We start from the raw sequence: 23,649 nt of genomic DNA, 5'->3' as shown, positions 1-23,649 counted from the left end.
ATTTTTAAAATGGCGTGCCCCGTGAAAAACGGGTCGGGCTCTCGGCACTCGCTTTTATTTTTATTTTCAAAAAAATAAAGAGCTCAAACAAAGCCTCCATCCCTCACGCAAATCAGAAGACCTACAAGGTAGCCCGCGGCAATACCTTGCAGGATTTACGCAACTTCCTGCATGGTTTCCAAAACCTTGTAGGTTTATAAAAAAGGAAATAATGAATAAAATACAAAAAGCACTTCAAAACCGAATATTGATCCTCGACGGCGCAATGGGTACGATGCTGCAGCGCTATAAATTTTCGGAGGAAGATTTCCGTGGCGAGCGTTTCAAGGATTTTCATAAATCGGTAAAAGGAAACAATGATTTGCTTTCCATCACGCAGCCGCAGGCAATTGCAGAAATCCATTCAAAATATTTCGCGGCAGGCGCAGATATTGTGGAAACAAACACATTTTCCAGCACCACCATCGCGATGGCAGATTACGATATGCAGGATTTGGTTTATGAACTTAATTACGAATCGGCCAAAATCGCAAAAAAAGTAGCTGAGGAATTTACCGCAAAAGAGCCACACAAACCCCGTTTTGTGGCTGGAGCAATGGGTCCGACAAACAAAACCGCGAGTATGAGCCCCGATGTAAACGATCCCGGTTTTCGGGCAATTTCATTTGAAGAACTGCGTGTAGCCTACAAACAACAAGCCGAAGCCTTGATTGACGGAGGCGTGGATATCCTTTTGGTAGAAACTATTTTTGATACATTAAATGCCAAAGCAGCCCTTTTTGCAATTGATGAAATTAAGGAAGAACGAAATATTGAAATCCCCATAATGATTAGTGGAACAATTACCGATGCTTCCGGGCGAACGCTATCCGGCCAAACTGCAGAGGCATTTTTGATTTCAATTTCGCACATTCCACTTTTGAGCGTTGGTTTTAACTGTGCTTTGGGCGCCAAACAACTCACGCCCCATTTGGAAGTGATTGCAAACCGCACCAATCTTGCCGTGAGCGCCTATCCAAATGCGGGATTACCAAACGCGTTCGGCGAATATGATGAAAGCCCAACGCAAATGGCTTCGCAGGTAAAGGAATATTTAGACAAACAGTTGGTAAATATCATCGGCGGTTGTTGCGGCACCACCCCGGAACATATTCAGGCAATCGCTGAAATAGCTGCGCAATACAAACCGCGTCCTGTTTTTCAATCTGAAAACATTGCTATATGATTCCCACAAAACAAGAGGTAGTAGAAGCATGTGATCGTGTAAAGCCATACGTTCACAACACCCCTGTGCTAAAATCTTCTTTTATAAATGAATTGGTTGGCGCCGAAGTTTTCTTTAAATGTGAGAATTTTCAAAAGATGGGCGCTTTTAAAATGCGGGGTGCAACCAATGCCATTTTGCAACTTTCCGAAACGCAGAAAAAAGCGGGCGTCGTAACACATTCCTCCGGTAATTTTGCGCAAGCACTGTCTTTGGCGGCGAAAAATTTGGACGTAAAAGCATATATCGTTATGCCTGAAAATGCGCCACAAGTGAAAAAGGAAGCGGTAAAAGGTTACGGCGGAATAATCACGGAATCTGAATCTACTCCAATCGCCCGTGAAACCGAAGCCGAACGGATTCAAAAAGAAACTGGCGCTACATTTATTCATCCTTCAAACAACAGAAATGTAATTCTTGGCAATGCAACTTCGGCGTCTGAATTGCTGCAATCACACCCCGATTTGGATTGTATTTTCACGCCCGTTGGTGGTGGTGGATTGATTGCCGGCACTTCACTTGCAGTAAACTATTTCGGAAATAACTGTAAAACAATCGGTGGCGAACCTTTTGAAGTTGACGATGCTTTTCGAAGTCTTCAAAGTGGAAAAATAGAATTCAACGAAACCACAAATACAATCGCCGACGGACTTAAAACCTTTCTGGGCGATATCAATTTTCCAATTATACAGGAATTTGTTTCAGAAATAATTCGTGTTGAAGAAGCCGAAATCATTTCCGCAATGAAACTTATTTGGGAACGTATGAAAATAATCATTGAGCCAAGCAGTGCAGTTGCTTTTGCAGCCTTGCTTCGCGAAAAAGATAGATTTAAAAACAAAAAAGTTGGAATTATAATTTCTGGCGGAAATGTGGATTTAAAGAATTTGCCATTCTAAAACCTTGGCGTCTTTGCGACTTTGCGAGAAAAAATGCACGCAAAGTCGCAAAGACGCTAAGCAAATAAAGTTGAAATGAAAGATAAAAGATATTTAAAATTATCAGGCTTAGAGCCTTTAATCATCACCCCTGAAAGCAATTTCATAAATGTGGGAGAACGCACCAATGTGGCAGGTTCAAAGAAATTTCTTCGACTTATAAAAGAACGAAATTTTGAGGAAGCACTTTCCGTTGCCCGTGAACAAGTTGAAAACGGCGCACAAATCATCGACATCAATATGGATGATGGTTTAATTGATGGGAAAGAGGCTATGGTGAAATTTTTAAATCTCGTAATCGCCGAACCGGATATTTCGCGTGTTCCCATTATGATTGATAGCAGCAAGTGGGAAATTATTGAAGCCGGTTTGCAGGTGGTTCAGGGTAAATGTGTGGTGAATTCCATCAGTTTAAAGGAGGGCGAAGCTGAATTCATCCACCACGCAAAACTGATTAAACGCTACGGCGCCGCGTTAATCGTGATGGCTTTTGATGAAACTGGTCAAGCCGATAATTACGAGAGACGAATAGAAATCGCCAAACGCTCCTATGATATTTTGGTGAATCAAGTAAAGTTCGCACCCGAGGATATTATTTTCGATTTAAACATTTTTCCCGTCGCAACGGGAATGGACGAACACCGAAGAAATGCGGTCGATTTTATTGAAGCCACACGCTGGGTTCGGGAAAATCTGCCACACGTGAGTGTAAGTGGTGGGGTGAGCAATGTTTCATTCAGTTTCCGCGGAAATGATCCCGTACGGGAAGCGATGCATTCCGTGTTTTTGTATCACGCCATTCAAGCCGGGATGAATATGGGGATTGTAAACCCATCATTGCTGGAGGTGTATGATAATATTCCAAAGGATTTATTGGAGCGCGTTGAAGACGTTATGTTAGACCGTCGTGAGGACGCCACGGAACGTTTGCTCGATTTTGCCGAAACCGTAAAAGGAAGTGCAAAGGAAAGTAAAATCGATCTCTCTTGGCGCGAAGAATCGTTGCAAAACCGAATTACGAGAGCGTTGGTAAAAGGAATTGATGAATTTATTATTGAAGATATTGAAGAAGCACGAATTAGCGTTTCAAAACCCATTGAGGTAATCGAAGGTCATTTAATGACAGGAATGAATGTTGTTGGCGACCTTTTCGGCAGCGGAAAAATGTTTTTGCCGCAAGTGGTGAAGAGTGCGCGGGTTATGAAAAAAGCGGTGGCGTACTTGCTCCCATATATTGAAAAAGCTAAAAAGGATTTGGCTGAAAAGTCCCCCCAACCCCCTAAGGGGGCTTTACAGGATTCCGAAACTTCGGTTCCCCCTTTGGGGGATAGGGGGACAGACTCAGCAGGCCGCATACTGATGGCAACTGTGAAAGGCGATGTACACGACATCGGGAAAAACATTGTCGGCGTTGTTTTGGCGTGCAATAATTATGAAATTATAGATTTGGGCGTAATGGTGCCGCCTGAAAAAATAATAGCGACTGCAAAGGAGGAAAATGTGGATGCCATCGGCTTGAGTGGATTAATTACGCCTTCGTTGGACGAAATGGTTTTTTTGGCGAAGGAAATGCAACGGCAAAATTTCAAAGTACCGCTATTAATTGGCGGTGCAACTACAAGTAGAGCGCATACTGCGGTAAAAATTGATCCGCAGTACGAATGTGCGGTTGTTCATATAAATGACGCTTCCCGTGCCGTTACCGTGGTTGGTGATTTGTTGAAAAAAGAAACTTCAACTTCCTATAAAGAAAATATAAAGCAGGAATATGATACTTTCAGAAAGGATTTTTTGAAACGCCAAAAGGTAAAAACATATCTCCCACTTTCCGAAGCGCGGAAAAATAAATTTCAAATAGATTGGAAGTCTTCTGAAATAGTTAAACCGAATCAGTTGGGAGTTCACGTACTAAAAGACTTCGATTTAAATCTATTGTTGGATTATTTAGATTGGACGCCTTTTTTTAGAAGTTGGGAGCTTCACGGAAGATATCCCAATATTTTAACCGATGAAGTTGTGGGTGAACAAGCGTCGGAATTATTTAAAGATGCACAACAAATGCTCAACAAAATAATTTCAGAAAAACTATTGGAGGCACGGGCGGTATTTGGAATTTTTGAGGCGAATACTATTAATGACGACGATATTGAATTGCAGAATGTCAGTTCGAGCGCAGTCGAGAACCTTTCCACAAAAGGAAAATTTAACTTTAGAACCCTACGCCAACAATCACAAAAAGCAAAAGGAAAACCCAACATTGCCTTGGCAGATTTTATTGCGCCAAAAGAAACTGGAATTCAGGATTACATTGGCTGTTTCTGCGTTAGCGCAGGTTTTGGAACTGCAGAACTGGCCGCCAAATATGTTGCAGACCATGACGATTACAACGCAATTATGGTAAAAGCATTGGCAGACCGTCTGGCGGAAGCTTTTGCGGAATATTTACACAAAGAGGTGCGCACCAATTATTGGGGGTATGCTTCGGAAGAAAATCTTAGTAACGAAGATTTAATTTCAGAAAAATATAAAGGAATTCGTCCCGCGCCGGGCTATCCCGCCTGTCCCGACCATTTGGAAAAGCGTACCATTTGGAAACTTTTGAACGTGAAGGAGAATATAGATGTAGAACTTACAGAACATATGGCAATGTGGCCAGCGGCCTCAGTTTCTGGCTATTATTTTGCCAATCCCGAAGCGCGCTATTTCGGTCTCGGAAAAATAAAGATAGACCAAGTGGAAGATTTCGCAACCCGAAAAAATATGAATTTAGACGAAGCCACGAATTGGCTTCGTCCCAATCTCGCTGACTAACCTGCAAGGTATTCCCCGACGCAGGAGGGGTTCCTTGTAGGTCTTTAAATAAATAATAAGATACCCGCCAAAGTTTATATTGAGCGGAGACGAAATACGGATAACTACATGAAAGTAACCGAACACATAAAAAACGGCAACGGAAAAACACAATTTTCGTTTGAAATTTTACCGCCTTTGAAGGGTGAAAACATACATTCCATTTTTGAAAATATTGATCCGTTAATGGAATTTAAACCACCGTATATCAATGTTACCTATCATCGTGAGGAATACGTTTTTAAGGAATTAAAAAACGGTTTAATTGAAAAAAAAGTTGTTCGCAAGCGGCCCGGAACAGTTGGTATTTGTGCCGCAATCCAAAATAAATATGAGGTTGATGCCGTCCCGCACATACTTTGCGGCGGATTTACAAAGGAAGAAACCGAGAATTTTTTAATAGATCTTCAGTTTTTGGGGATTGACAATGTAATGGCGCTTCGGGGCGATGCCGTGAAAAGCGAAACCTATTTCACCCCCAATAAAAACGGACATAAATACGCTTGCGACTTGGTGTCGCAAATACATTTAATGAATCACGGTAAATATTTGGATGAAGAACTTCAACATACGTTTCCGACGGATTTCTGCGTGGGCGTTGCCGGTTATCCCGAAAAACATATGGAGGCACCCAGTAGTGAAAGTGATATCCACTTTCTGAAAAAGAAAATTAAAAATGGCGCAGAGTACATTGTTACGCAAATGTTTTTCGATAATGAAAAGTACTTCCAATTTGTAGAAAAATGTAGAGCAGAAGGAATTACCGTGCCTATTATTCCGGGATTAAAACCCATTGCTGTTAAATCGCATCTCAATTTAATTCCGCATAGATTTAAAGTAGATTTGCCGGATTCCTTAGTAAAGGAAGTGGTTAAAGCAAAGGATAACAAGGCTGTTCGGCAAATTGGGATAGATTGGTGCGTAAAGCAGAGCAAGGAACTTGTTAAGGCTGGCGTACCGTTTCTTCACTATTATTCCATGGGAAAAAGTAGTAATATAAAAATAATTGCTTCGCAGGTGTTTTAACTGAAAAAGAAAATAAATGCTTTCCCTCAATGTTTGAAGATTAGTTTATCTTTACGACCGTTGAAAAAATATGAAGCACCTACTTTCATCATTTGTTGCGATACTTTTTTGTTTCCCGCTTTTTTCGCAAGAAAAGGAATCGAAACCGATATCCCTAGAAGCTGAAGTTTTCTACGGGTCAATTTTAGAACACAATCCCGATATACAACATTTAATTACAGGTCATCCCACAGGTTTAATTTTTGCATTAAATAGAAAAACTTTTGGTTTTAAGGAATGGGAGCGACGCTATAATTATCCTGATTGGGGGTTTACCGGTGCCTATCAAAATTTGCACAATGAGTTTTTAGGAAATGCTTTTAGTGCATACGGCCATCTTAATTTCTACTTTTTAAAACGTAACTTAATGATCCGGGTAGGGCAGGGGGTTGCTTTTGCTACTAATCCTTTTGATCCAAGTACCAATTTTAGAAACAATGCCTACGGCACGCATTTTTTGAGCAGCACGCTGTTAAAGGCTAGTTTTATACGCGAAAATATCTGGAAAGGCTTGGGGTTTCAAACTGGAGTTACCATAATACATTACAGTAATGCCAATTTAAAGGCTCCCAACAATAGCACTAATACTTTGGCGGTAAATGCGGGTGTAATTTATCAATTAGATTACAAAGAACTTCCGGAATATATAGTAAAGGAAGATTCGCTCAGTAGGACGCACAGCGAGCGTTTTAAATATAATTTTGCCATCAGATCTGGCTTAAACGAGAGCGATGTTGTGGGGCTGGGCCAAGAGCCGTTTGTTGTTCTTTCAGCTTTTGTGGATAAGCGCATTAATTATAAAAGCTCTTTTACCGCCGGGATAGATATTTTCTACGCTGTTTTTTTAAAGGAATTAATTAAGTATCGCTCCATTGCGTATCACGAAGATAATATTACCGGAGATGAAGATTATAAACGTGTTGGGATATTTGCGGGGCACGAGTGGCGCTTCAACAAAGTGGCTTTCGTTTCGCAGTTGGGATATTACATTTACTATCCATACGAGTTTGAAAACCGCGTATATAACAGATTGGGTTTAAAGAGATATTTCTTTAATGATACCGTTTTTGCAGCTGTTACCGTACACGCCCATTGGGCTAAAGCCGAAGCTGTGGAATTTGGTATTGGCTACCGTTTATAAAATAATAAATTTTTCAGAAACAGAGGTTATGAAAAAATTAGTTTACATAGCATTATTGCTTCTTTTTGCTGGCTGCGACTCAGAGAAGGGCTGGGACTGTATTCAGGCTTCTGGAAATATTGTTGCCAAAGAAGTAAGTGTTCCGCCTTTTACAAAAATTATTGTTTGGGATCGTATTAAACTTTATATTCAGCAGGGAGAAGAACAAAATGTACGCATTGAAACGGGTGAGAATATTATGTCTAATATTGAAGTCTTTGTTAAAAATGGAAAATTGGAAATTCAAAATAATTACGGCTGTAACTTGGTACGCGATTACGGAGAAACAAAAGTATATATAACTGCTCCCGATATTACTGAAATAAGAAGTAGCACCGGTTATACTATTGAAAGTATAGGGGTGCTTAAATATCCATCGCTAACACTTTTATCTGAAGATCAGCAAAATGAAGATTTGTATCAGATTGATGGCGATTTTAAACTTGAATTGGAAGTTCAAAATTTGAATATTGTAGCCAATGGGCTTTCAACATTTTATCTTTCAGGCGCTGCAGAATTTGCGAGTTTTGGATTATATGCTGGAAATTCACGAATATTTTCTAAAGATTTAATTGTACAAACGCTGTACGTTCATCACAGAAGCACGGCCGAAATGGTTGTAAATCCGCAATTGGCCATTCGCGGAAAAATCTTGAGTTTGGGCAACGTAATTTCTAAAAACAGACCGCCGATTATTGAGGTTGAAGAACTCTATCGGGGTCGTCTTATTTTTCAGTAGTTAATTCGGTAAATAATTTTTCTAAAGTGGTATTTTTTTGATGCAGTTGAAGAATTTTTAATCCGTTATCATGCGCAAAATCAAATACTTTGGCCCGCATGTCCTGTTCTGTTTTAAAATATAGCTGATAGACAAAACCTACAGAATTTTCAACCTTTTCAATCATTGGAAGTTTTTGTAACGCTACTTCTTCCACACGATAATCAAACTCTACTTCAATAATTTGCTGTTTATTGTTTTTTAAATCTTTTAGCTTTTTATCAAGTACAATTTCACCTTTATTAATAATTATCACGCGATCGCAAATGGCTTCTACTTCCTGCATAATATGTGTAGAAAGCAATACCGTTTTTTCTTCCCCAACGTTTTTTATAAGTTCGCGGATTTCAATTAATTGGTTGGGGTCTAAACCAGTAGTTGGCTCGTCGAGTATTAATACATCCGGGTTGTGCAACAGTGCATTTGCGAGCCCTACGCGTTGGCGATATCCTTTTGAAAGCGCTCCAATTTTTTTATTGGCTTCTGGCGTTAATCCTGTTTTTGTGATTATAATTTCTACTTCTGTTTTCGGGATATTGTAAATTCCCGCATTAAAAAGAAGGTATTCCCGAACATACATGTCTAAATAAAGCGGATTGTGCTCTGGAAGATAACCAACACTTTTTTTAACGGCATTTGCATCTTTGGTGATTTCAAAACCATTAACAAATGCAACTCCTTCCGATGCGGGAAGGTAGGTTGTTAAAACCTTCATCATTGTAGATTTACCAGCACCATTAGGGCCTAAAAAACCAACTATTTCGCCTTTTTCAATGGTGAATGAAACTTGGTTCAACGCTTTTTGGTCGCCGTACGTTTTGGTAATATTTTCTACGTGTATAGACATATTTATAAAAGTTGAACAAAGTTAAGCAAATAAAAAATCGAAAAAAGTGTTTTATCTTTTTAAGAATTGTTTACATTAGCAATCTATTAAAGAGCAATGAGCACAATTTTTACTTTCAACAATTTTTGGTTTTTCTATTTTAAAGATAGAACCGGGATTGTTGTATAGTTACCTAAACCATAAAACACATTTAGTCCCGGAAATTTTTTCCGGGACTTTTTTTTTAACCTAAAACCAGTTTTGTATGAGTATTAAAATAGCCATTCAAGGAATAGAAAGCTCCTTTCATCATCTTGCCGTTCAAAAACTTTTTCCGAACAACAACGTAACGTTAATGCCGTGTGACAGTTTTAATAAAGTAACAGGAACAATTGCAAACCTGAGTGCAGATTTTGGCGTAATTGCAATTGAAAACTCCATCGCCGGATCAATTTTACCAAATTACACTTTAATTGATCGCGAAAATTTGCAAATTCTCGATGAGGTTTTTTTAAATATAGATATGTATTTAATGGCTTTGGAAGGTGAAACACTGCATACTATAAACGAAATACATTCGCATCCCGTGGCATTACAACAATGTAAAGATTACTTAATGCGCGTTCAACCACATTGTAAAATTGTAGAGGGAAAAGATACGGCTTCTGAAGCTAAAAAAATACGAGACGGAAATTTAAAAGGCGTGGCAGCTATCGCCGGTAAACAGGTAGCCGAACGGTACGGATTACAGATATTAGACAGCCACTTGCAGAGTATTAAAGTAGATAAAACCAGGTTTGTAGTGCTTGGCAGATCTACCGAAGCCTCGCCAATAGCGGCCAATAAAGCTTCGCTTAAATTTATTTTGGACCACGAGGTAGGTAGTCTTTCAAATGTTTTGCAGTTGCTTCAAACCTTTAAAATAAATCTTACAAAAATTCAATCCTTGCCAATTCCAGAAAAACCGTGGCAATATGCTTTCTTTGTAGATGTTTTATTTGAAGACCGTACATTTTTTTCAGAAGTAATTACCATACTTAAAAAAACGGTGGAAGAATTAAAAGTATTGGGCATTTACAAACAGAATCTTGAAAATACACCTAGCAATCTTGCAAAACATATAGTGCATGGAGAATAATAAAGAATTACGCAATTGGTTAGCCGCAATGAAACTTTCGCACCCCTTGGTTATTGCAGGGCCTTGCAGTGCAGAAACCGAAGAACAAGTTTTAAAAATAGCGCATCAATTAAAAAAAACGGACACTACTGTTTTACGCGCGGGAATATGGAAACCCCGTACGCGTCCTGGAAATTTTGAGGGCGTGGGCGCTTTGGGGCTAAAATGGTTGCAAAAAGCCAAACAGGAAACAGGGTTAATGATAACCACCGAAGTTGCAAATGCCAACCACGTAGATTTGGCTTTAAAACACGATGTAGATATACTTTGGATTGGCGCGCGAACAACAGTTTCGCCTTTTATTGTTCAGGAAATTGCCGATGCCGTAAAAGGAACCGATAAAATTGTTTTAGTAAAAAATCCTGTAAACCCCGATTTAGCTTTATGGCTCGGAGCCGTAGAGCGATTTTACGCTGCAGGAATAACTAAATTGGGCGTTATTCACCGTGGTTTTTCTACTTACGAAAAAACGCGCTACCGCAACAATCCCGAATGGCAAATACCAATAGATCTGCAAAACGAATTCCCCGATTTGCCGCTTATTTTAGATCCATCGCACATCGCGGGACGCAGAGATATAATTTTTGATCTATGCCAAACGGCACTTGATTTAAATTACGACGGATTAATGATAGAAACACATCACGATCCCGATAACGCTTGGAGCGATGCCGCACAACAAATTACGCCAAAGGCTTTGGAGCAAATGACCGTAGATCTAAAAATTAGAAAACAAGAAGGCGATGCAGTAGAGTTTAAAAACAAACTGAATACCTTACGTACCCAAATTGATGTTTTGGATCATCAATTATTAGACTCTTTGGGAAAACGTATGAAAATAGCCGATGATATTGGTTTGCTTAAAAAGAAAAACAACGTTGCCATTCTTCAAACAAAAAGATGGAACGAAATTTTAGGGAGAATGATCCTGGAAGGCGAAGAGAACAAATTAAGTGAAGAGTTTATTTTACGAATATTTAAAGCCATTCATCAAGAATCAATTAACCATCAAAAAAAGGTGATAAATGATTGAAAAGTTTTGCAACTTTGCCAAATGAAAGGCCTTGTTTATAAATCTACTGGCAGCTGGTATTCTGTAAAGGCAGAAAACGGAACTTTTTACAATTGCCGTATAAAAGGTAAATTCCGTATTGGGGGTATTAAAAGCACAAACCCCGTAGCAGTGGGCGACCACGTTAATTTTGATATTGAAACCAAGGGCGACGAAACCGTTGGGGTTATTAAACATATTGAGGAGCGCGATAATTATATTATTCGCAAATCGGTAAATCTTTCAAAACAAACCCACATTATTGCTGCCAATATAGATATTGCTTTTTTAGTGATAACGCTAAATAACCCACCCACCTTTACCACATTTATAGATCGTTTTTTGGTTACCGCCGAAGCGTACGATATTAAAGCTGTGCTTCTTTTTAATAAAATTGATCTCTATGACGAAGATGAATTGCTAGAAATAAAGATACTCGCCGCCCTATATAGAAAAATAGGATATGAATGTATAGGAATTTCGGCCATAACGGGTAAAAATATAGACAAGGTAAAACTGCTGATGCAAGATAAAGTTACAATGTTTTCTGGGCATAGCGGGGTAGGCAAATCTACTTTAATCAATTCTATTGAGCCGGGTTTGTCATTAAAAACATCAAAAATTTCTGAACAACATTTACAGGGCCAGCACACAACTACTTTTGCCGAAATGTTCGATCTTTCCTTTGGCGGACAAATTATAGATACGCCCGGAATTAAAGGTTTTGGAGTTGTTGAAATTGATAAAGAAGAGTTGGGCGATTACTTCCCTGAATTTTTTGAATTAAAGGAACATTGCAAATTTAATAACTGTCTTCATATTGAAGAACCCCAATGTGCAATAAAAAACGCCCTGGAAAGCGAAGAATTAGCCTGGTCGCGCTATAAAAGCTATTTGCAAATTATAGAAGGTGATGAAGAGCATTTTAGAAAAGATATTTATACACCCTAGCCCGATAGCGTGCAAAGGATGTAGAGAACTTTTACGAATTTTATAAATTCAAAAACTAAAAATATTGGTATTTCCCTTGGGAAAGCAAGCTAAATTATATGCGAGCACTAATTCAAAGAGTAAAAAAAGCATCGGTAATTATTGACGATGAAATCTATTCTGAAATCAATCAGGGGTTGCTTATTTTTTTAGGAATTGAAGCCAAAGACACTCAAGAAGATATAAACTGGTTGGCAGGAAAAATTGCACGTTTACGGATTTTTTCAGATAAAAGTAATGCCATGAATCTTTCGGTTCAAGATGTAAATGGCGACTGTTTGGTCGTGAGCCAATTTACACTACACGCAAATACTAAAAAAGGCAACAGACCTTCATTTATAAACGCAGCCAAGCCGGAAATTGCAGTTCCCTGTTACGAAAAATTTGTGCTTCAACTTGAAAATCAAATTAATAGAAAAGTAAAAACCGGAAGTTTTGGAGCTATGATGGATGTAGCATTAATAAACGACGGTCCGGTGACAATCTGGATAGATTCAAAAAGAAGAGAATAATCTCATTAACTTTTCTTTAACCATTCGGAAATTTTATATATTGCCAAACAATAAACGATTTTGTGAAATATACAGCTTCGCTTTTTGCAGTACTTAAAAAGATTGGTTTGGATATTTCAGCTCCCTGTTTTACAAAATTTATTACAGATGAAAAATATTTTTTGCTTGGCGATTGTTCTTTGCTCGGCCTATATTTATGCACAACCTCGATTTACTGTAGCATCTATTCCTATTGAACTTATGCAAAACGCCAATAGCGTGTTGTTAGATGAGTTAGTAGAAGTAGATGTAACCAATTTTGGAAAGAAGAAGGAGAAGACCCATCGAGTAATTGCTGTACTTAACAAACTCGGCAACGGCGATACGCGTTTGTATGCTTTTTACAATGAAAACTCTAAAGTAAAAAATATTGAAGCTGAAATTTACAATGCTTCCGGGGCAAGAATAGCACACTTTAAAAAGAAAGACTTTATGGATGTGAGCCGTACCGGTAGCAGTATTTATAGCGACGACCGGATGCTGGGCTTAAACTACACTCCCACAACCTACCCTTATATTGTGGTCTTTAACAAGGAAACAGAATCTGGCGATACCGCATTTTTAAGTCCGTGGGCGCCCTTAAACGGATATGCCGAAAGCACCAAAAGCAGTGTGCTAAAAATTAAATTTGAACCTTTAAATAAACCAAAAATCAAACCTCAAAATCTGGATGGTTACAATATTTCCATTACCGAAAGTGAGGATGAAATAACCTTTACCGCCACTAACCTCAAAACAATTAGATACGAAGAACACAGCCTGTCGCCCAGTAAAATCTTTCCAATTGTATATATGGCACTCAATAATTTTAGCTTAAAGGGAACTGCAGGATCGGGCAATGATTGGCAACAATTTGGAAGCTGGATGTACAAAAGTTTGCTTTCGGACGTAAAGGAGCTGCCCGCCGGTACTATAGCCAAAGTAAAAAATCTTGTTGCCAATGATACTACAAACGAAGAAAAGGCACGTAAAATCTATCAATTTGTACAGGATAAAGTTCGCTATGTAAGTATTCAAATAGGTATTGGAGGCTGGAAACCTATGCTCGCTTCAGAAGTAGATAAACTTAGTTACGGCGATTGTAAGGCATTAACAAATTACACCAAAGCACTGTTAGATGCAGTGGGTGTACCATCGTATTATACCGTTGTTTATGGCGATAGCATGGAACGTGACATTATGGAAGATTTTGCATCTATTCAAGGAAATCACGTAATTTTAGGAATTCCAGACAACGATAAAATTACATGGCTGGAATGTACTAGTCAAGAAACACCCTACGGTTATATTGGCGATTTTACAGACGATCGCGATGTACTTATAATTACACCTTATGGCGGCAAAATTGTACATACAACAGTTTATAAAACCGAAGAAAACACCCGGGAAAATAATGGAACGGTTAGCATAGATGCGAGCGGCAATGTAACGGCAGCATTTAAAAGTGTTTCCAAAGGATTGCAATACGACGATAGGTATATGCTTCCAAAGCAAAAAGCAGAAGATTTAGATAAATACTATAAAGAGAAATGGGGTTATATTAACGGATTTACCATAGCCAATGTAAACCTTGAAAATGATAAGCAAAACGTAGTTTTTACTGAAGAACTAACGCTCAATATTCCCAATTACGCCAATCCGGTTGGAGACGATTTTCTTTTTAGCGCCAATATTTTTAATCAGCATAAATATATACCGCCACGAATAGCAGATCGAAAGCAAAATCTGTATATAGGCAACGGATATGTACACACGGATACCGTTGAGGTTATATTGCCCGATAATTTTGTGGTAGATGGTTTACCAGAAGAAACTATTTTGGAGACCAAATTTGGGAAATATCAAATGGGCTTTAGCGAAACTTCAGATAAGAAATTAATATTCTACCGAAACATGCGCATTAATAAAGGCGAATATCCTCCTTCGGAATATGATAATTACCGTGCATTTCTTCGTTCCATTGCACGACTTGATAAAACAAAAATTCTTTTAAAACAAAATGTACAATAAATATTTATTACCTATGAAATCTAATTTCCTCACCATACTTGCAGTGTTATGCTTTGTAAACACTTCAATTTCGCAAAATTATAAATTCGGAAAAGTTTCAAAAGAAGAATTGCTTCAAAAGGAACACCCCACAGATCCTACCGCAGATGCTGCTATATTGTATAGAGAAATTCACACTGAATTTCAATATACAAATAACGACGGTTTCTATATGGTTACCGATGTTTTTGAACGTGTAAAAATTTACAATAAAGAAGGGTTTGATTGGGCATCAAAGGAAGTAGATCTTTACCAAAGCACTTCAAGCTCTAAAGATGAAATAATTGGTCTAAAAGCTTATACCTATTATTTAGATGGCAATAATAAAATAGAAGAAGTAAAGCTTAAAAACGATGGCGTTTTTGAAGAAAAAACCACCAAATACATTCACAAAACAAAATTTACAATGCCCGACGTTCGCGAAGGTTGCGTTATTGAATACAAATACAGTATTAAATCTCCATTTATAAGCAACATAGACGAGTTTCGTTTACAGGAGACCATACCCGTAGAAAAAATAGAAATACGTTTTGCATCTCCGGAATATTTCGTCTTTAAAACGCATCAAAAAGGTTGGGTACCTTATAAAGTTGAATCTACTAGCAGAGATCGAACCATCGCCTTGGCAAATTCACGCTCCGAATACGACCGTTATGGAAATATGACAAATAGAGGAGGCGCAAGGGACTTTAAATTTAAGGAAGATATTTATACAATTGATCTAACCGATGTGCCGGCAATGAAGGAGGAGTCATACGCAGGTAATATTGATAACTATTCTACAGGACTAAAATTTGAATTGAGTTACGTAGATTTTCCCGGAAGCTCCATGAAAACTTATTCCACTACGTGGGAAGATGTTTCTAAGGGCATTTACAAAGTAGATTCCTTTGGTAATGAATTGGATAAAGACAACTATTTTGAAGACGATTTAAACAGCCTTTTAAATGGCGTGAGCTCTCAGGAAGAAAAAGTTAACAAGATTTTTTCATTTGTTCTCAACAAGATGACTTGGAACCGCTATACAGGCTATTACACAAACGAAGGGGTAAAGGAAGCTTATAAAAAAGGTTCGGGTAATGTGGCCGATATAAACCTAATGTTAATTGCCATGTTACGCAAAGCAAATATAAATGCCAATCCTGTTTTGGTGAGCACAAAAGATAATGGTATGCCATTGTTTCCTACGCGCAACGGGTTTAATTACGTTATCGCTGCCGTAGAATTACCACAGGGAATGGTGTTATTAGACGCCACAAACAAAGAGGCCGAAGTTGGTGTTTTAAAACCGAGCATAATGAACTGGCAAGGACGCTTAATTTTAAAAGATGGCACGTCTAGCTGGGTGCCATTAAGCCCACAGACCCACGCGGTTAAAAGTTCGATGGTGAACGTTGCCATAAAACCGGATATGACGGTTACCGGAGTTGCTAAAAATAGATTTACAGGAAATTACGCGTTAAAATACAGAGCAAAATATAAGAGTTTAAATGCCGACGCTACCCGAAAAGCTTTAGAAAAAGATGCAAACCAAGCCGAGCTTTCGGAAGTAAATTTTGAAAATTTAATTACGCTCGGAGAGCCGGTTGCCTTAGATTATGAATTTGAAACTTTTGGAGCTGTAGAAGACGTTGCCGGGAAACTATATTTATCGCCAATGGTTTTTATGGCTACCAAAGAGAGTCCATTTAAGCCCGAGACGCGTTTGTATCCTATAGATTTTGGGTACCCGATGAAAGATCGCTACATTTTTAATATTGCGCTTCCTGAGGGATATAAAGTTGAATCACTACCAGAGAATGCCGTGTATAATCTCGGTACGAATATGGGGAGTTACCGTTATTTAATTTCGCAGGCAGGCAATAATATTCAACTTTCTGTGGAATTCTCAATCAATAAATCGTATATCGCTGCAGAAGAATACGGCAATCTTAAAAAATTCTTTGAACTTTTAATCGCGAAAGAAAACGAAAAAGTTGTACTTTCAAAGGCATAATGGATATTAAAAACGCACAAAAAGCCGTAGATACTTGGATAAAAGAACACGGCGTTCGCTACTTTAATGAGCTTACTAATATGGCACAGCTCACCGAAGAGGTAGGTGAAGTGGCCCGAATTATTGCCCGCAGATACGGCGAACAAAGTGAAAAAGAAAGCGACAAAGATAAAGATTTGGGCGAAGAGCTTGCAGATGTTATTTTTGTGGTGTTATGTCTCGCAAATCAAACGGGTGTAGATATTGAAGAAGCTTTTCAAAAAAAATTAGATTTAAAAACCAAACGCGATCACGACAGGCATCACGGTAATAAAAAACTAAAATAACATGTTTAAAAGAGTTCTAAACACCAAGGGGTTTTGGAAATCGGTATTCTCGCTAGCAATCGCTTTTGCACTAATTTTTGCAATCATAAAGTGGGCAATAGAAGGTTTTGATTTTGGCTTTTTTACGGAGAGAGATCCGTTGTTGTTTTTTCTCACCCTTATTGTTGCTGCTTTTGCCTACGGTTTTCTGGTTACTTTCGGTAAATTTCGGGCAAAGTTGAAGGAAAACGATGCGGGAAAATGAAAGCCAAACTAAAAAGAGGAAAATTTCCATTAGAACATGTAAAAATTAATATTGGCGGTTCTAAAAGTGAATCAAATCGTTTGTTGATTTTACAGGCGCAGTTTCCGAATATTACCATCCAGAACCTTTCGGAAAGCGATGATACTATTGCGCTTAAAAAAGGTCTAAAAATTAAAAACGGCACTGTAGATGTTCATCATGCCGGAACGGCCATGCGCTTTTTAACGGCGTATTATTCAGCGTGTCAGAATTATAAAATAACACTTACCGGAAGTACGCGAATGCGCGAAAGACCTATCGGAATACTGGTTGAGGCTTTACAATTCATGGGAGCGAATATTGCGTATTGTAAACAGGAGGGGTTTCCACCATTAATGATTGAAGGTAAAAACCTCACTACAAACCAAGTTACCTTAAAAGCCAATGTTAGCAGTCAATATATTTCTGCATTAATGCTGGTAGCTCCAATGTTTCCCGATGGTTTACAAATTTATTTGGAAGGAAAAGTAACTTCGGTGCCGTATATTGAAATGACGCTTTCACTTTTAAAAAGTATAGGTGTTAAAAGTAGTTTTACCGAAAATACAATCGTTATTTCTGCTGCGAAAGATGTTGAAAGTAATACAATAGTCGTAGAATCCGATTGGAGTTCGGCATCGTATTTTTACAGTTTAGTGGCACTGTCCGAAAATTGTCAAATTACGCTTGGCAGTTTTATTGAAGATAGTTTGCAGGGCGATAAGGCATTGGTTCAAATTTATGAGGCATTGGGCGTAAAGACAGTTTTTAATGCTTTTGAGCGAACTATTTCACTTTCAAAAACCAATAATAAGCTTCCTAAAACTATTCAATTTAATCTTTCAAATACACCCGATATTGCGCAAACTATTGCTGTTACTTGTTTTGGTCTGGGAATTGGCTGTAAATTAACGGGACTACATACGCTAAAAATTAAGGAAACAGACAGACTGCAGGCCTTAAAAACCGAATTGGAAAAATTAGGGGCAACACTTCAAATAGATGACAGTTCACTAGTGCTCGAAAAAGCAGCTCGCATAAATACGAATGTAATTATTGAAACTTATCAGGACCATAGAATGGCCATGGCCTTTGCGCCACTTGCTGTAAAAACTCCGCTTGAAATAAACAACCCAGAAGTGGTTTCAAAATCATATCCCAATTTTTGGAAGGATTTAAAATTAGCCGGAATTAACTGTTTTTTAAGTGATTTTTCCGAATAATCAAGTTGTAAATCCTCGACAATTGCGCTACACCACACATTTGCAAATAATAAACCAGTATTTACTTGACAACGCCTATTTGGAGGTTGTATATTTGCAGCCTTTTAAAATATAAAGACACAACGCATTATGGGAATGAAACTTTCAAATTTTGGCTTTACGCTTCCAGAAGAATTATTAGCTGAGTATCCAGCGCCAAACCGTGACGAATCGCGACTTATGGTGCTAAACAGAAAAACCAAAACTATTGAACACAAAATGTTCAAGGATATTATCGATTATTTTGAAGAAGATGATGTTTTAATCACCAATAATACCAAGGTTTTTCCGGCACGATTATTCGGAAATAAGGAAAAAACCGGAGCGCGAATTGAAGTTTTTCTATTAAGAGAATTAAATTCAGAAACGCGACTTTGGGATGTACTGGTAGATCCTGCCCGAAAAATTAGAATTGGCAACAAATTATATTTTGGTGAAGACGAAACACTTGTGGCCGAAGTTATAGATAATACAACTTCTCGCGGAAGAACACTGCGATTTCTTTTTGACGGTTCGTACGAGGAATTCCGAAATAAATTAACCGAATTGGGCGAAACGCCGCTCCCAAAATACATTAAGAGAGAAGTAGAGCCCGAAGACGCAGAGCGTTACCAAACCATTTTCGCTAAAAACGAAGGGGCGGTAGCAGCACCAACGGCCGGTTTGCATTTTTCAAAACACCTTTTAAAACGTCTTGAAATTAAAGGGGTAAATATTGCCGAAGTTACATTACACGTAGGACTGGGGACTTTTAGCTCTGTTGAGGTTGAAGATCTTTCAAAACATAAAATGGATTCTGAAGAAATGGAAATTAAGCCAGAAGCCGTTGATGTAATTAATACGGGCATTCAAAGAAAAAAACGTATCTGTGCAGTGGGAACTACTGCAATGCGCGCGTTGGAAAGTTCGGTTTCTACAAACCATTCGTTAAATGCATACAAAGGGTGGACTAATAAATTTATTTTTCCACCGTACGATTTTAGTATCGCGAATGCTATGATCACTAATTTTCATACGCCAAAATCTACTTTATTAATGATGGTTTCGGCATTTGCTGGACACGATTTTATAAAAGAAGCCTACGCTGAAGCTATTAAGGAAAAATATAAATTTTATACCTATGGAGATGCTATGTTGATTATCTAATATGCAACACTGCGTACACTCTTTAAATCCCGATGCGAATCGGGATTTTTTATTTTATAAGCGTTTGATTTTCAAATGTGGAAATAAAAATATACCTTAGTATTCCTTTATTAAAAACTAACCAGCTGTCTAGATGAAAAAAACTACGTTTTTCTTCATTATTTATTTGTACACACTAATTGCCTTTTCGCAAGGCAATGGCGGTGAATTGCCCGAAAGCTGGGATCTTGATCTAACAGAACAACCCGAGGTTATACGGCTTCCGCCCTTAGATTTAGAGCTTATTTTACAGCAAGACAGTATAAACGATTTAGATAAAAGCATGCCTTGGCGCTACGGTATTGAAATACCTGTAAATCTAAATATGCAACAAAATGGGCTATGGACCACACTGTCCAATGGCGGGAAAATTTGGCGCACGACCATACAATCGCACAGAGCGCTAAATTTAAGTATTAATTTTGATGACTTTTATTTGCCCTCCGGTGCTAGACTTCAACTTTACAATCAAGATAGAACAGATGTTACCCGAACTTATAATAATGCGCAAAACCGAATAAATGGTCAATTGGGAACCTGGTTTGTAGAGGGCGATATTATTTGGATTGAATACTACCAACCTCCCCATACACGGGAAACACCGCGACTTCAAATTAACAGTGTTATTCACGGCTACAGAATGGGAAGTGTAAATGCGCTAATAGACGGTGTTCGCGGCATTAACGATTCTGGTGAATGTAATTACGATGTAAATTGCCCGATTGGAAGTGATTTTGACACCAAAAAAGATTTAGTGAAAAAAGCAGTTGCACTCCTAAACCTCGGAAATGGTTATTTGTGTTCGGCCGTATTGGTTAATAATACTCAGAGCGATAAAACACCTTATCTTTTAACTGCCAATCACTGTTTGGAAAACAGCAGCCCGGCGCTTTGGTCTATTCGGTTTAATTGGGTAAGCCCAACGCCAGTGTGCGGAACCGGAGAGGACAGCGGAGATCTGCAAACTAATTTTACCATTAGCGGTGCCGAATTAAAAGCTAACAATAACGTAAGTGATTTTGCCTTAGTAGAACTTTTTGAACGAATTCCCAATTCGTGGGACGTTGCTTTTGCCGGATGGGATAACTCAGATACCGATCCATTGTTTGAAGTTGGAATACATCATCCGAACGGAGATATAATGAAAATTTGCAGAGATAATTCTGGCGCTAAAAAAGTAGATGCCAATGGCACACAAGTTTGGTTAATTGGCGGCGGCACACACGGAAGTGGCAATGGCTGGGAGATAGGTACAACAGAAAGCGGCTCTTCAGGATCTCCACTTTTTGATGAAAATGGCCGGATTATCGGTCAGTTATATGCAGGGCAGTCGGCTTGCAACGGATTAACAAACAACGGTGAATACGATATTTACGGTAGGTTTGGTATTTCTTGGAATACTGGAAATACGGCACAATCGCGATTAATGGATTGGTTAGACCCAATTAGTTCTGGGCAAACTACGGTGGAAACAATTCAAAATCTTTTGAACATTCCGGATTTTGAGCAAATTGGTGAAATTAAAATTTATCCCAATCCCGCCAGTACTACCATTACGGTAATGAACAATAGATTTCCGCACTTGTCCTTTCAATTTCTGAATGTAATGGGGCAGCGTATCCACGCGGGTTCCCTGTCTAACACAATGAATACAATCAATGTTGCCAACCTCGCTGATGGCGTATACTTTCTCTATTTGTTAGATGAAGACAGCAAGAACTCAATAACGAAAAAAATAATTATTAATAAATAAATATATAATTTTTTAAAGTTGAAATGCCTCTATTCTGAAACGGAAAGAGGCTTTTTACTTTTAATTACAGTAATTTTGCAAGATGATTTCAGAAAAAAGAGATATACGAGCACTTACTAAAGAAGAACTTAGAGATTTTTTTGAAAGTATTGGCGATAAGGCTTTCCGTGGCACACAGGTTTATGATTGGCTGTGGAACAAGGGAATACACAGTTTTGACGACATGACCAATCTTTCCAAGGAAACCCGAGCACATTTAAACAACAACTTTGTTATTAATCATATTAAAGTAGATCACATTCAAAAAAGTAATGACGGCACAATTAAAAACGCGGTTAAACTTCACGACGATTTGGTGGTGGAATCAGTCTTAATTCCTACTAAAAGTAGAACTACTGCCTGTGTTTCTTCGCAAGTTGGGTGTAGTTTAGATTGCAGGTTTTGTGCGACCGCAAAACTTAAAAGAATGCGGAATTTAAACCCAGATGAAATTTACGACCAAGTTGTGGCCATAGATAAAGAAAGTAGGCTGTACCATAACAAACCACTCTCTAACATAGTTTTTATGGGAATGGGCGAACCGCTTATGAATTATAAAAATGTATTGGAGTCTATAGAAAAAATAACTTCGGACGAAGGCTTGGGGATGTCGCCAAAACGAATTACTGTTTCTACCTCTGGTGTGCCAAAAATGATAAAGAAATTGGCAGATGATGAGGTAAAATTTCATTTGGCAGTATCATTACATTCCGCAATTCAGGAAACAAGGGAGCAGATTATGCCTTTTGCAAAAGCATTTACATTAACAGATCTTCGCGAAGCTTTAGAATATTGGTACAGTAAAACAAAACGTAAAATTACGTACGAATATATTGTTTGGAAAGATATAAACGATACTTGGGAAGCGATTGAAGCGCTTGTTACTTTTTGTAAATACGTACCCTGTAAAGTGAATATTATTGAATACAATCCAATAGACGACGGCCATTTTCAGCAAGCTTCATCTACCATAATTGATGATTACATTCAGGCCTTGGAACACAACAGGATTCCTGTAACAGTTCGCAGAAGTCGCGGAAAGGATATAGATGCGGCCTGTGGGCAATTAGCAAACAAACAATAAAAAAAGAGCGGCTTTTGGCCGCTCTTTTCAATTCAATTCAAAACCGAATGTAAATTAGTTTTTAACAATTCTGAAAGTTTTGCTAGCCCCTCCAATAGAAACAGTAGCAATATAAACACCAGACTGAAGTCCAGAAATATTTATAGTTTCATTAGTGTTAGCTAGTTTTTGAGAAACTACCTCTTGACCTAGCATATTGTAAATAGCCACACGCTCCATAGAAGTTGTAGCAGAAAGGTTTAATTGGTTGTTTGCAACAAAGTATTTGAAACCTTGGAAAACTTGATCGTTAACACCTAAAACATCAGCGGTAACTTTAAAGTCATCAACTTGGAAACCAAATTGGTCAGAAGCAACGTGGTTTATAGCGATGTAAACATCTTGTCCAGCGTAAAAATCAAGATCAACAGTGAATTCTTCCCAGTCAATTGCTTGAGGAACTAAACCTGTTTCAAGTGGTGAAAAGTTAGTTGGGTCGTTATCTACTATAGATACTAAGATGTTAAAAGTCTCATTCGAGTATAATGCGTCAGCAGCTTTTGCCCAGAAAGAAAGTAGGTTTCCAGATGTTCCTAATGTAATTTGTGGAGAAATAAGCCAATCGTTGTTCGCATTCGTTGTTCCGTCTGGAACAGCAGCAAAAGAAGTCATTGCCTTTTCACCGCTTCTAGCAGTCCAATCAGAATCGGCAGTTGGATCTAATGGAGGGTTTGTTGTAGTTGAGTTGAAAACAATAAATGCCCCCGTGTAACCAGAGTTGTCAAAAGTAACACCTGAAAATCCATAAGTAGGTAGCATGTCTTGATCAACTAGAGTCCAATCTCCAACATTGTCAATAATGAAGTCGTCATAAGCTTCAAAATCGTCTTCAAAAATTGTTGTTTGTGCGCTCATCGCAAAGCCAGCAAATAATGCTGCCAATAAAGTAATTTTTTTCATTTTAAATATTAATTAAGGAGTTAAAAATAATTTCCCCCAAAAATAGGGCTTGAGCCTTTGTCAATAGGGGTTTTATGTCACTTT

Annotated in this window: 20 protein-coding genes; 18 read left to right on the top strand and 2 right to left on the bottom strand. The window is 38.3% G+C overall.

Features of this window, described 5'->3' with window-relative positions; all coding sequences use genetic code 11:
- Positions 1-211: 211 nt before the first annotated feature.
- The 6 genes from QCQ61_RS01505 (at position 212) to QCQ61_RS01480 (ending at position 8,036) form a co-directional block, all read left to right on the top strand.
- Positions 212-1,225, top strand: a complete 1,014-nt coding sequence (locus QCQ61_RS01505; RefSeq protein WP_279448955.1) for a homocysteine S-methyltransferase family protein — start codon at positions 212-214, stop codon at positions 1,223-1,225.
- Positions 1,222-2,163, top strand: a complete 942-nt coding sequence (locus QCQ61_RS01500) for a pyridoxal-phosphate dependent enzyme (RefSeq protein WP_279448954.1) — start codon at positions 1,222-1,224, stop codon at positions 2,161-2,163. The genes QCQ61_RS01505 and QCQ61_RS01500 overlap by 4 nt, the downstream gene beginning before the upstream one ends.
- A gap of 75 nt (positions 2,164-2,238) precedes the next feature.
- A complete protein-coding gene (gene metH / locus QCQ61_RS01495; protein ID WP_279448953.1) occupies positions 2,239-5,013 on the top strand; it encodes a methionine synthase in 2,775 nt (924 codons plus the stop codon).
- Between the two features lie 108 nt (positions 5,014-5,121).
- Positions 5,122-6,078, top strand: a complete 957-nt coding sequence (gene metF, locus QCQ61_RS01490) for a methylenetetrahydrofolate reductase [NAD(P)H] (RefSeq protein ID WP_279448952.1) — start codon at positions 5,122-5,124, stop codon at positions 6,076-6,078.
- Between the two features lie 70 nt (positions 6,079-6,148).
- The gene (locus QCQ61_RS01485; RefSeq protein ID WP_279448951.1) at positions 6,149-7,258 is read left to right on the top strand and encodes an acyloxyacyl hydrolase; all 1,110 of its coding nucleotides are present in this window, start codon (positions 6,149-6,151) and stop codon (positions 7,256-7,258) included.
- Between the two features lie 28 nt (positions 7,259-7,286).
- A complete protein-coding gene (locus QCQ61_RS01480; RefSeq protein WP_279448950.1) occupies positions 7,287-8,036 on the top strand; it encodes a head GIN domain-containing protein in 750 nt (249 codons plus the stop codon).
- On the opposite strand, the gene gldA is transcribed toward QCQ61_RS01480, so the two are convergent.
- Positions 8,023-8,922 carry a gliding motility-associated ABC transporter ATP-binding subunit GldA gene (gene gldA, locus QCQ61_RS01475; RefSeq protein ID WP_279448949.1) on the bottom strand — a complete coding sequence of 300 codons (900 nt, stop codon included), beginning with the start codon at positions 8,920-8,922 and terminating at the stop codon, positions 8,023-8,025. The two genes, QCQ61_RS01480 and gldA, sit on opposite strands and share 14 nt — an antisense overlap.
- A 244-nt stretch (positions 8,923-9,166) precedes the next feature.
- Here gldA and QCQ61_RS01470 point away from each other — a divergent pair, with 244 nt between their 5' ends.
- The 12 genes from QCQ61_RS01470 (at position 9,167) to rlmN (ending at position 22,626) form a co-directional block, all read left to right on the top strand.
- Entirely contained in the window at positions 9,167-10,039 is an 873-nt protein-coding gene (locus tag QCQ61_RS01470) for a prephenate dehydratase (RefSeq protein ID WP_279448948.1), read from the top strand.
- The gene (locus tag QCQ61_RS01465) at positions 10,029-11,111 is read left to right on the top strand and encodes a chorismate mutase (protein ID WP_279448947.1); all 1,083 of its coding nucleotides are present in this window, start codon (positions 10,029-10,031) and stop codon (positions 11,109-11,111) included. Before QCQ61_RS01470 ends, QCQ61_RS01465 begins: the two co-directional genes overlap by 11 nt.
- Before the next feature lie 21 nt (positions 11,112-11,132).
- Positions 11,133-12,080, top strand: coding sequence for a ribosome small subunit-dependent GTPase A (rsgA, locus tag QCQ61_RS01460; protein ID WP_279448946.1), 948 nt, complete (start codon positions 11,133-11,135; stop codon positions 12,078-12,080).
- A 98-nt stretch (positions 12,081-12,178) separates the two neighbouring features.
- A complete protein-coding gene (gene dtd / locus QCQ61_RS01455) occupies positions 12,179-12,631 on the top strand; it encodes a D-aminoacyl-tRNA deacylase (protein ID WP_279448945.1) in 453 nt (150 codons plus the stop codon).
- A gap of 147 nt (positions 12,632-12,778) precedes the next feature.
- A complete protein-coding gene (locus QCQ61_RS01450; protein ID WP_279448944.1) occupies positions 12,779-14,680 on the top strand; it encodes a DUF3858 domain-containing protein in 1,902 nt (633 codons plus the stop codon).
- 13 nt (positions 14,681-14,693) lie between these two features.
- Positions 14,694-16,715 carry a DUF3858 domain-containing protein gene (locus tag QCQ61_RS01445; RefSeq protein ID WP_279448943.1) on the top strand — a complete coding sequence of 674 codons (2,022 nt, stop codon included), beginning with the start codon at positions 14,694-14,696 and terminating at the stop codon, positions 16,713-16,715.
- A complete protein-coding gene (locus QCQ61_RS01440; RefSeq protein WP_279448942.1) occupies positions 16,715-17,041 on the top strand; it encodes a nucleotide pyrophosphohydrolase in 327 nt (108 codons plus the stop codon). Before QCQ61_RS01445 ends, QCQ61_RS01440 begins: the two co-directional genes overlap by 1 nt.
- 1 nt (position 17,042) lies before the next feature.
- Entirely contained in the window at positions 17,043-17,285 is a 243-nt protein-coding gene (locus tag QCQ61_RS01435; protein WP_279448941.1) for a hypothetical protein, read from the top strand.
- Entirely contained in the window at positions 17,282-18,526 is a 1,245-nt protein-coding gene (locus QCQ61_RS01430) for a 3-phosphoshikimate 1-carboxyvinyltransferase (protein ID WP_279448940.1), read from the top strand. Before QCQ61_RS01435 ends, QCQ61_RS01430 begins: the two co-directional genes overlap by 4 nt.
- Positions 18,527-18,661: 135 nt before the next feature.
- Positions 18,662-19,711, top strand: coding sequence for a tRNA preQ1(34) S-adenosylmethionine ribosyltransferase-isomerase QueA (gene queA, locus QCQ61_RS01425; RefSeq protein ID WP_279448939.1), 1,050 nt, complete (start codon positions 18,662-18,664; stop codon positions 19,709-19,711).
- A gap of 133 nt (positions 19,712-19,844) precedes the next feature.
- The gene (locus tag QCQ61_RS01420; RefSeq protein WP_279448938.1) at positions 19,845-21,503 is read left to right on the top strand and encodes a T9SS type A sorting domain-containing protein; all 1,659 of its coding nucleotides are present in this window, start codon (positions 19,845-19,847) and stop codon (positions 21,501-21,503) included.
- Between the two features lie 82 nt (positions 21,504-21,585).
- Positions 21,586-22,626 carry a dual-specificity RNA methyltransferase RlmN gene (rlmN, locus tag QCQ61_RS01415; RefSeq protein ID WP_279448937.1) on the top strand — a complete coding sequence of 347 codons (1,041 nt, stop codon included), beginning with the start codon at positions 21,586-21,588 and terminating at the stop codon, positions 22,624-22,626.
- Positions 22,627-22,680: 54 nt separating this feature from the next.
- Here the strand turns inward: rlmN and QCQ61_RS01410 are convergent, their stop codons facing one another.
- Positions 22,681-23,565 carry a T9SS-dependent choice-of-anchor J family protein gene (locus tag QCQ61_RS01410; RefSeq protein WP_279448936.1) on the bottom strand — a complete coding sequence of 295 codons (885 nt, stop codon included), beginning with the start codon at positions 23,563-23,565 and terminating at the stop codon, positions 22,681-22,683.
- Positions 23,566-23,649: the final 84 nt, after the last annotated feature.

This window comes from Aequorivita marisscotiae (genome assembly GCF_029814825.1).
GTDB lineage: Bacteria > Bacteroidota > Bacteroidia > Flavobacteriales > Flavobacteriaceae > Aequorivita > Aequorivita marisscotiae.
Note: the sequence above shows the minus strand (reverse complement) of the source record. Positions and strands in the feature narration are given on the sequence as shown.

Bases quoted from the DNA above. Each gene is read 5' to 3' on its own strand.
- QCQ61_RS01420 (WP_279448938.1), top strand. From the start codon at position 19,845: ATGAAAAAAACTACGTTTTTCTTCATTATTTATTTGTACACACTAATT.
- rsgA (WP_279448946.1), top strand. From the start codon at position 11,133: ATGAAAGGCCTTGTTTATAAATCTACTGGCAGCTGGTATTCTGTAAAG.
- QCQ61_RS01410 (WP_279448936.1), bottom strand. From the start codon at position 23,565: ATGAAAAAAATTACTTTATTGGCAGCATTATTTGCTGGCTTTGCGATG.
- QCQ61_RS01430 (WP_279448940.1), top strand. From the start codon at position 17,282: ATGAAAGCCAAACTAAAAAGAGGAAAATTTCCATTAGAACATGTAAAA.
- QCQ61_RS01480 (WP_279448950.1), top strand. From the start codon at position 7,287: ATGAAAAAATTAGTTTACATAGCATTATTGCTTCTTTTTGCTGGCTGC.
- QCQ61_RS01470 (WP_279448948.1), top strand. From the start codon at position 9,167: ATGAGTATTAAAATAGCCATTCAAGGAATAGAAAGCTCCTTTCATCAT.
- dtd (WP_279448945.1), top strand. From the start codon at position 12,179: ATGCGAGCACTAATTCAAAGAGTAAAAAAAGCATCGGTAATTATTGAC.
- QCQ61_RS01435 (WP_279448941.1), top strand. From the start codon at position 17,043: ATGTTTAAAAGAGTTCTAAACACCAAGGGGTTTTGGAAATCGGTATTC.
- metF (WP_279448952.1), top strand. From the start codon at position 5,122: ATGAAAGTAACCGAACACATAAAAAACGGCAACGGAAAAACACAATTT.
- metH (WP_279448953.1), top strand. From the start codon at position 2,239: ATGAAAGATAAAAGATATTTAAAATTATCAGGCTTAGAGCCTTTAATC.
- QCQ61_RS01505 (WP_279448955.1), top strand. From the start codon at position 212: ATGAATAAAATACAAAAAGCACTTCAAAACCGAATATTGATCCTCGAC.
- QCQ61_RS01500 (WP_279448954.1), top strand. From the start codon at position 1,222: ATGATTCCCACAAAACAAGAGGTAGTAGAAGCATGTGATCGTGTAAAG.
- QCQ61_RS01440 (WP_279448942.1), top strand. From the start codon at position 16,715: ATGGATATTAAAAACGCACAAAAAGCCGTAGATACTTGGATAAAAGAA.
- QCQ61_RS01465 (WP_279448947.1), top strand. From the start codon at position 10,029: ATGGAGAATAATAAAGAATTACGCAATTGGTTAGCCGCAATGAAACTT.
- queA (WP_279448939.1), top strand. From the start codon at position 18,662: ATGAAACTTTCAAATTTTGGCTTTACGCTTCCAGAAGAATTATTAGCT.
- QCQ61_RS01485 (WP_279448951.1), top strand. From the start codon at position 6,149: ATGAAGCACCTACTTTCATCATTTGTTGCGATACTTTTTTGTTTCCCG.
- gldA (WP_279448949.1), bottom strand. From the start codon at position 8,922: ATGTCTATACACGTAGAAAATATTACCAAAACGTACGGCGACCAAAAA.
- rlmN (WP_279448937.1), top strand. From the start codon at position 21,586: ATGATTTCAGAAAAAAGAGATATACGAGCACTTACTAAAGAAGAACTT.
- QCQ61_RS01450 (WP_279448944.1), top strand. From the start codon at position 12,779: ATGAAAAATATTTTTTGCTTGGCGATTGTTCTTTGCTCGGCCTATATT.
- QCQ61_RS01445 (WP_279448943.1), top strand. From the start codon at position 14,694: ATGAAATCTAATTTCCTCACCATACTTGCAGTGTTATGCTTTGTAAAC.